At 59.4% G+C, this 7,581-nt stretch carries 8 protein-coding genes and 1 pseudogene; 4 read left to right on the top strand and 5 right to left on the bottom strand.

Annotated features, from left to right (window positions below; translation table 11 throughout):
* Positions 1–301 precede the first annotated feature (301 nt).
* The gene (locus tag ACYYKW_RS26160; RefSeq protein WP_464991559.1) at positions 302–1,105 is read right to left on the bottom strand and encodes a SirB1 family protein; all 804 of its coding nucleotides are present in this window, start codon (positions 1,103–1,105) and stop codon (positions 302–304) included.
* A gap of 186 nt (positions 1,106–1,291) precedes the next feature.
* Between ACYYKW_RS26160 and ACYYKW_RS26155 the strand changes: the two genes are divergently transcribed.
* Positions 1,292–2,311 (top strand): Glu/Leu/Phe/Val dehydrogenase family protein, encoded by a 1,020-nt coding sequence (locus ACYYKW_RS26155; protein WP_464991558.1) that lies wholly within the window; start codon positions 1,292–1,294, stop codon positions 2,309–2,311.
* Between the two features lie 145 nt (positions 2,312–2,456).
* Here ACYYKW_RS26155 and ACYYKW_RS26150 read toward each other — a convergent pair.
* A pseudogene (locus tag ACYYKW_RS26150) lies at positions 2,457–2,711 on the bottom strand (YebG family protein); the annotation flags it as partial.
* A 329-nt stretch (positions 2,712–3,040) separates the two neighbouring features.
* Here ACYYKW_RS26150 and ACYYKW_RS26145 point away from each other — a divergent pair.
* Entirely contained in the window at positions 3,041–3,541 is a 501-nt protein-coding gene (locus tag ACYYKW_RS26145; RefSeq protein ID WP_090281834.1) for a phosphate-starvation-inducible protein PsiE, read from the top strand.
* Here ACYYKW_RS26145 and ACYYKW_RS26140 read toward each other — a convergent pair.
* Together ACYYKW_RS26140 and ACYYKW_RS26135 are read right to left on the bottom strand one after the other, a co-directional pair.
* The gene (locus tag ACYYKW_RS26140) at positions 3,538–3,852 is read right to left on the bottom strand and encodes a DUF3509 domain-containing protein (protein WP_203420802.1); all 315 of its coding nucleotides are present in this window, start codon (positions 3,850–3,852) and stop codon (positions 3,538–3,540) included. The two genes, ACYYKW_RS26145 and ACYYKW_RS26140, sit on opposite strands and share 4 nt — an antisense overlap.
* Before the next feature lie 262 nt (positions 3,853–4,114).
* Positions 4,115–5,491 (bottom strand): L-serine ammonia-lyase, encoded by a 1,377-nt coding sequence (locus ACYYKW_RS26135; protein WP_464991557.1) that lies wholly within the window; start codon positions 5,489–5,491, stop codon positions 4,115–4,117.
* Positions 5,492–5,626: 135 nt separating this feature from the next.
* On the opposite strand from ACYYKW_RS26135, the gene ACYYKW_RS26130 reads away from it, so the two are divergent.
* Both ACYYKW_RS26130 and ACYYKW_RS26125 read left to right on the top strand, forming a co-directional pair.
* Positions 5,627–6,574, top strand: coding sequence for a LysR substrate-binding domain-containing protein (locus ACYYKW_RS26130; protein WP_464991556.1), 948 nt, complete (start codon positions 5,627–5,629; stop codon positions 6,572–6,574).
* A gap of 200 nt (positions 6,575–6,774) precedes the next feature.
* Entirely contained in the window at positions 6,775–7,182 is a 408-nt protein-coding gene (locus tag ACYYKW_RS26125) for an HPF/RaiA family ribosome-associated protein (RefSeq protein ID WP_016771629.1), read from the top strand.
* A 278-nt stretch (positions 7,183–7,460) separates the two neighbouring features.
* Here the strand turns inward: ACYYKW_RS26125 and ACYYKW_RS26120 are convergent, their stop codons facing one another.
* On the bottom strand, positions 7,461–7,532 hold the full coding sequence (locus ACYYKW_RS26120) for a hypothetical protein (RefSeq protein ID WP_464991560.1): 72 nt from the start codon (positions 7,530–7,532) through the stop codon (positions 7,461–7,463).
* Between the last annotated feature and the right edge of the window lie 49 nt (positions 7,533–7,581).

Genomic DNA, 7,581 nt, shown 5'->3' with positions numbered 1-7,581 from the left:
TGGGAGCGCAGCGACCGTACGACGAAGTCGTACACAGCGGAAGTAGGTGCAGCGAAGCAAACCGTAGCCGCTGCGCCCGGATCGATCCCGCAGCGAAGGAACCCGAGCCTGCGAGGGCCGTACGTAGGAGCAAAGCCTTTTGGTTCCTTTTTGCTGGGCCGGCACTCCGGCGTCTGAAAAAGGGACTCGCCGTAAGGGCGAAACCGCCAGCCGCAGCACCCGCAGCAACGGATATGTACCCAAAACTCAGCGCCTGAAAGCAAGCCATCGCGAGCAGGCTCACTCCTACAAAAACGACGGTTCAGTGAACCACAGAGTTGGGCGGCAAATGCCCAAGGCGTTCAGTCAGGCGCAGGCGCTGGATCGGATCATCGCTAAGCAACAGCGCATGCTCCAGATCAAAGCGCTCGGCATTCGGGCAATCAAGGCGCTGATACAAACTGGCGCGGGCCAAATAATCAGCAGCCGAAGCGTTACCCAATTCCAGCACCCGTTCGGCGTCGATCAGCGCGGCGATGAAATCATCATGGCTCAGGTGCAACTGACGCAAATTGCGCGACAGGCGCTGCAACATTTGCTGCGGGCTGGCAGTCAGCAAATGCTCGGCACTGAGCTTCATGTTCGGCCCGTACTGGCGCTGCAAAAGCTCACGGCAATCATTGGGATACAGACGCCGGCCCCCACACGGATCAAGCAAATGATCGGCGCCCGGCACGCGCAGCAAAAAATGGCCCGGGAAGTTGACCCCGACCAGTGGAATCTCCAGACCCCTCGCCAACTCCAGCGCAATCAGCGCCAGCGCCAACGGTTGCCCACGACGGTTGTGCAAGACTTTAGGCAGCAAGGCCGCCTGCGGGCGCAGCGGCAAAAAGTCGTCCTTGGCAAAACCCAAGTCGTTCATCCGCCGTAACAACGGTTGCGCCAACTCGTTAACCGGTAGCATCGGCAAACCGTAACTGACCCTTTGCTGTAGATCGCTGAATTCCTGCAACAACGTTTCGGGCTCGACAGCTTTTTCGTGCTCGGCCGCGATCCACAACGCCGCTTCCAGCAGTGCGGGCGGTGAGCGGTGCAGGCAGTCGAAAAAACGTTGACGCGGGTTCATCGAAATCTCCGGGCATTGCCTCGTTTTTAGCCTCCTCTGCAGGATTCGTCCAGTACCCCGCATGGCGGGCAGAGAGTTATGCCGCAAAGCGCTTGTCGACGCGGGCGCTTATTCCCGCGCGCTCCAGCAATTTTCACGGGCAAGCCTATACTGGCGTTCTACAAGAAGTGATTCGGGAGCCTGTCGATGTTCGCTCTCATGCAAAGCACTCGCCTGGAATCGCTGCACCTTAGCGTCGACCCGGTTTCCGGGTTGAAGGCGGTCATTGCCATTCATAACAGTCGCCTCGGGCCTGCCCTGGGCGGATGTCGTTACCTTGCCTATCCCGATGACGATTCAGCCATTGAGGACGCCATTCGTCTTGCTCAGGGCATGAGTTACAAAGCCGCACTGGCCGGGCTGGAGCAGGGCGGCGGAGTGGCGGTGATCGTGCGGCCGGCCCATGTCGAAAACCGTGGCGCACTGTTCGAGGCCTTCGGTCGTTGCATCGACCAGCTCGACGGCCGCTACATCACCGCCATCGACAGCGGCACTTCCGTGGCCGACATGGATTGCATTGCCCAGCAGACCCGCCATGTCACCAGCACCACGTCTGCCGGCGACCCGGCGCCGCATGCGGCCATGGGCGTGTTCGCCGGGATTCGGGCCACGGCCATGGCGCGGCTGGGCAGCGACAACCTCGAAGGCTTGCGCATCGCCATTCAGGGCCTGGGCAATGTCGGTTTTGCCTTGGCCGAGCAACTGCACGCGGTGGGCGCCGAACTGCTGGTCAGCGATATCGACCACGGCAAGGTGCAACTGGCGATGGAGCAACTCAACGCCCACCCGATTGCCAACGACGCCTTGCTCAGCACGCCGTGCGACATCCTCGCGCCGTGCGGTCTGGGCGGGGTATTGAACAGCCATACCGTCAGTCAATTGCGCTGCGCGGCGGTGGCCGGCTCGGCGAACAATCAGCTGACGCACCTGGACATGGCCGACCAACTGGAGCGACGCGGCATTCTTTATGCGCCGGATTATGTGATCAACGCCGGCGGCCTGATCTACGTTTCGCTGAAACATCGTGGAGAAGAACTGCCGACGATCACCGCGCATCTGTCGAAGATCAGTTCAAGGCTGACCGAAGTTTTCGCTCACGCACAGGCGGAAAAACGCTCGCCGGCGCGGGTCGCCGATGAACTGGCAGAAAAAGTTTTGTATCGCTGAGTTTCACGGGCATTAAAAAGGCCCCGAGTCGTTCGACTCGGGGCCTGTTCAATTCAGGCGTTTATCACTTCGCAGCCTTCGCCGCTTTGGCCGGTTTCACCGGCGCTTCCACGCCCTCGCCAGGCTCGTTCGCTTCGACCGTTTCGGCCGGTGCGTTGATCAGTTCAGCCAGCGCGTCTGGCTGGCTCTTGAACGCCCGGGCGAACACATCGCGATTTTTCGCCATGTAGATCCCGGCTTCTTCCACTTGCTGCTCAGTCAGAGACGGAACGGCTTTTTGCAGAACATCGGCCAGATATTCGGCCAGTTCGAGCATTTTGTCATGACGGTCAGCTTCGGCTTTATCCATGAACAAGCGCTCCAGATCTCGGCTGCTGCGGTATACCACTTCGACGGCCATTCACCACCTCACATGCCTTCACGTTAAGTTGTCTTGTCGACTACTGTATCCATATACAGCGAAAAGGATAAGCGAATCCCTGCGCCATGGGTAGTGGCTTTTCAATGTAGACCGGATTTTCGCTTTGTCAGTGGGGCGCGTGTCGGCGGCATTCGCGAGCAGGCTTGCTTCCACACAGGCACCGACCGTGCGACGAAACGCCACGGGGCGGGGTTGGCGGCGGTTCGCCATGATGGCGTGGCCTCGTTTCTGCATGACAACCAGGGCATGCGGCAAACCGTAACGTCCAACACGCATCATCCGCTCGAATCGGGCTAAGGAACATCATCGTGAAAATCAACTGGGCCGAGAAACTGCGGCAGAACGTGCATCAACTGGCCGAGTCCCTGGGCAACCTGTTCGTCGAAACCTTCCACTACCTGGCGCTGTTCGCCATCGGTGCGGTGACGGCGTGGGCGGCGGTGATGGAGTTTCTCGGCATGCTCGAAGTCGGGCACATCAAGATCGACGACATTCTGCTGCTGTTCATCTACCTGGAACTGGGGGCGATGGTCGGGATTTATTTCAAGACCAACCACATGCCGGTGCGTTTCCTGATCTATGTGGCGATCACCGCACTGACGCGTCTGCTGATCTCCAACGTCTCGCACCACAACCCGCCGGACATGGGCATCATCTACCTGTGCGGCGGCATTCTGTTGCTGGCGTTTGCGATCCTGGTGGTGCGTTACGCCTCGTCGCAATTCCCGTCAGTGAAGATCGAGAACCCGCAGCGCAAGATCGGCACGGGTTCGAGCGAGCATCCGGAAGTCGAAAAGGGTGAACTTTAAAGCCCGGCTGATTGGCCCGGCTGGCCTTTGACTGGCGGTGGCGGGGTGAGCCCGGCGCCGTTGGTCATGGCTTCGAGAATCGACATGGCGCTGTGGCCCTGCTCGATGGCGATGCCGAACTGGATGCTTTGCACCAGTCGCTTCAAACGCTCGGGATCATTGCGCTGTTCGGCGCTGATCATGCGTTTGGCGACGATCCGGCCGCCGTTGGACAGGGTCAGCATGATGCTGCCGTCCAGCCCCTGAATGCTCAGGTTGATCTGATAGTCCGGCGCGAAAGCATCGGTAATGATCTGAAATGGGTTGTCCATGATGCGTCACCGCCTGATTGAACGTGCAGTTGTTGACCGGCCATGATCGGGTTGGTTCGCCATTCCAGACCATTGGCATCTCGTTCGCTGAGGTTCGCAAAGTCCGTTTGCCTCACAGGGGGTACAGCAAGGGTCATGCCGGAAAAATTGTCGAACAATAAACACGGCAACAAAAAAGGCGAGCGCTGCGGCTCGCCTATTTTTATGGCGCGTTTTCAGGGCAGGAACGCGTCGATGGTCGCTGACGGTGCAGGCCGCTCGATCAGCATTCCACCCAGTTCACGGCGAGGCCGCCGCGCGAGGTTTCCTTGTATTTGTCGTGCATGTCGGCGCCGGTGTCGCGCATGGTGCGGATCACCCGGTCGAGTGAAATGAAGTGATTGCCATCGCCGCGCAGGGCCATTTGCGTGGCATTGATCGCCTTGACCGCGGCTATCGCGTTGCGCTCGATGCACGGCACCTGCACCAGTCCGCCGACCGGATCGCAGGTCAGGCCGAGGTTATGCTCGAGGCCGATTTCAGCGGCGTTTTCCAGCTGCTCCGGAGTAGCGCCGAGGATTTCCGCCAGACCCGCCGCAGCCATCGCGCAGGCCGAACCCACCTCACCCTGACAACCGACTTCGGCGCCGGAGATCGAGGCGTTTTTCTTGCACAGAATGCCGACGGCGGCCGCGCCCAGAAAGAACGCGACGACATCATCATCAGACGCGTCCGGGTTGAATTTCATGTAGTAATGCAGCACCGCTGGAATGATCCCGGCGGCACCGTTGGTCGGCGCGGTGACCATGCGCCCGCCGGCGGCGTTCTCTTCGTTGACGGCGAGGGCGAACAGGTTGACCCACTCCATGGCCGACAGCGTTGAACTGATCACATTCGGCTTGCCGATCTCCAGCAGGCTGCGATGCAGCTTCGCCGCGCGGCGCGGCACATTGAGCCCGCCCGGCAAGATGCCTTCGTGGCTCAAGCCTTTTTCCACGCACTCGCGCATCACCGCCCAGATGTGCAACAGGCCCTGACGGATCTCGGCATCGCTGCGCCAGGCGCGCTCGTTGGCCATCATCAACTCGGACACGCGCAGGTTGTGCTGCTTGCACAGCGACAGCAATTGCGCGGCACTGGAAAAATCGTACGGTAATTCAACGTCGCCACTTGGGGCCACGCCGGATTCGGCTTCAGCGGCTTCGATGATGAAACCGCCGCCAACCGAATAATAGGTTTGCTCGAACAACTCGCCGGTCACGCCAAAGGCTGTGAGCGACATCGCGTTGGGGTGATAGGGCAGGCTTTCATCCAGCAAAAGCAGATCGCGCTGCCAGTCGAAAGCAATGGTTTGCTGGCCGGCGAGGGACAGCTGGCCGGTTTCTCGCAGTTGTTGAATGCGGGCGTCGATGGTCGACGGATCGATGCTGTCCGGCCACTCACCCATCAGGCCCATGACCGTGGCGCGATCGGTGGCGTGACCGACGCCGGTGGCCGAGAGCGAACCGTACAAACGGATTTCGACGCGGCGTACGTCATTGAGCAAATCCTGATCAATCAAGGCTTGGGCAAACGTTGCCGCCGCACGCATCGGACCCACGGTATGGGAACTGGACGGCCCGATGCCTACTTTGAACAGATCGAAAACACTGATAGCCATGCTAAACCCTTACAAGCAATGGAGGAGGAATCGCTGCCATTTTTTGTCGGACAAGCGCAATGTCGGCGATACTGCCTGCCTCGGTCCGAGGTGACCAACGAAACTTCCTAAGAAAGCCTTTAGCAGGACTAAACCATGAGCCGTCAATTGCATGCGCAGACTTATGTCTGGCTGCAGGTGTTTTCCTGTGCCGCACGGCACCTGTCCTTCACCCGTTGTGCCGAAGAACTGCACATCACCCCCGGTGCGGTGAGCCAGCAGATTCGCCAACTCGAAGAGCGGTTGGGGTTTCGTCTTTTTCATCGGCGCGCGCGCGGCGTGGAGCTGAGTGCTGAAGGCCAGCGCCTGGCGATTACTGTCAACGAAGCCTACGGCAGCATCGATGCGGAATTGCGACGGCTGGATGCCGGGATGATCAGCGGAACGCTGCGTGTGCGCTCGATTCCGTCGTTTCTCAGCAAATGGCTGACGCCGCGTCTGCCACGCCTGCAACAGCGTTATCCGGACATTCAGTTGCGCCTCGTTGCCGAGGACAGCAGCGTGCCGCTGCACGAAGGCGAATTCGATCTGGCGATCGATCTGAACGACGGCAGCTACCCCGGATTGTTATCCACAGCCTTGCTTGACGAGCAGATTTTTCCGGTGTGCGCGCCGAGCCTGTTGCGCGGGCGGCCGCCGTTGCACGGGCCGGCGGATCTGCTGCATTTCCCGCTGCTGCACGACATGACTGCGTGGCGCGGCAGCTATGAATACGCCGAGTGGGAGTTTTATCTGAACGCGGTCGGCTTCGAAGGCGCGGATGTGCGGCGCGGGCATACCTTCAATCGCAATCACCTGACCATCGAAGCGGCTATTGCCGGCATGGGCGTGGCGATTGCCCGACGTACTTTGCTCAACGACGAACTGGAGCGCGGCGCGCTGATCGTGCCGTTCGGCCTGTCGGTGCCTAATCACAAACGTTACGTGCTGTTGTATGCGCCGGGGGCGCTGAGCCATCCGGGCGTACGAGCAGTGCATGACTGGCTGGTAGAGGAGGCGGGGATTTTCCGCAGCTTGCACCCGCTGAATGACGGGCAATTGTGAGCAAACCTTGCCGGGGCGCAGGGCGACCCAACTCCCGACCTTACCAGCGCTTCGCTCGGTTGTCCGGCTTTTTTTGCGAATGAATATTTATCTTTTTTCAGGGGTTGAAATGTTCGCCGCTCGGGCCGATTGTTGTAATCAAGGGGTCACGAAATCCTGTTCCAGGCCCCTTGCGAGCTAGCTGAAATAAGGGATGAACTATGCAAATCCAAGTCAACAGCGATAACCATATTCAAAGCAGTAAGCGACTGGAGGAGTGGGTACGTACAACTATTGAGAGCACGCTCGACCGTTATGAAGAAGACCTGACCCGTGTCGAAGTCCACCTGAGCGACGAGAACGGCGAGAAACCAGGTCCCCATGACTTGCGCTGCCAACTGGAGGCGCGGCCAAAAGGCCATCAACCGATTTCCGTGACCCATAAAGCCGATTCGCTGGAGCAGGCGATCGACGGCGCTGCCGAAAAACTCGAGCACAAACTGGATCACCTGTTCGGCAAACTGCGAGGTAAACCACGCGCTGCGGTAGTGCCATTCACCGGCAAAGCCAACGACAAGTTGCTGGCAGAAGAATTTGACGAGAACGAACAGGCAGCGATCAACAGTTGATGCGCTGATTTCATAAGCCACCCCAATGAGAACGGGCCTGCGAATGCAGGCCCGTTTTTGTTTGTGGCTGGTTTGGTGTACGGCGTGAGAGCGCAGCCCTCACCCCAGCCCTCTCCCGGAGGGAGAGGGGGCCGACCGCGTTGTCAGCGGGATGTATGTCGACCTGACATACCGCGTCGATCATGGATTCAAATTAGAACTCTCAAGTTGACACACTTCTGAAATATCCCCCAATCAGTCCCCTCTCCCTCCGGGAGAGGGCTAGGGTGAGGGCTTTTTCAGACGCGCCGCAATTCTGATTCGCCCATCTGCTGCATCACCTCAAGATTACTGAAGCGCACGACTTCAATGCCTTTTTGGTTCAGATAGCGCGTCCGGCGCTGGTCATGAATCAGTCCC

It is taken from the genome of Pseudomonas sp. 15C, from assembly GCF_055484735.1.
Note: the sequence above shows the minus strand (reverse complement) of the source record. Positions and strands in the feature narration are given on the sequence as shown.

Coding starts and splice junctions, on each gene's coding strand:
- ACYYKW_RS26130 (WP_464991556.1), top strand. CDS start 5,627: ATGAGCCGTCAATTGCATGCGCAGACTTATGTCTGGCTGCAGGTGTTT.
- ACYYKW_RS26135 (WP_464991557.1), bottom strand. CDS start 5,491: ATGGCTATCAGTGTTTTCGATCTGTTCAAAGTAGGCATCGGGCCGTCC.
- ACYYKW_RS26160 (WP_464991559.1), bottom strand. CDS start 1,105: ATGAACCCGCGTCAACGTTTTTTCGACTGCCTGCACCGCTCACCGCCC.
- ACYYKW_RS26125 (WP_016771629.1), top strand. CDS start 6,775: ATGCAAATCCAAGTCAACAGCGATAACCATATTCAAAGCAGTAAGCGA.
- ACYYKW_RS26140 (WP_203420802.1), bottom strand. CDS start 3,852: ATGGACAACCCATTTCAGATCATTACCGATGCTTTCGCGCCGGACTAT.
- ACYYKW_RS26155 (WP_464991558.1), top strand. CDS start 1,292: ATGTTCGCTCTCATGCAAAGCACTCGCCTGGAATCGCTGCACCTTAGC.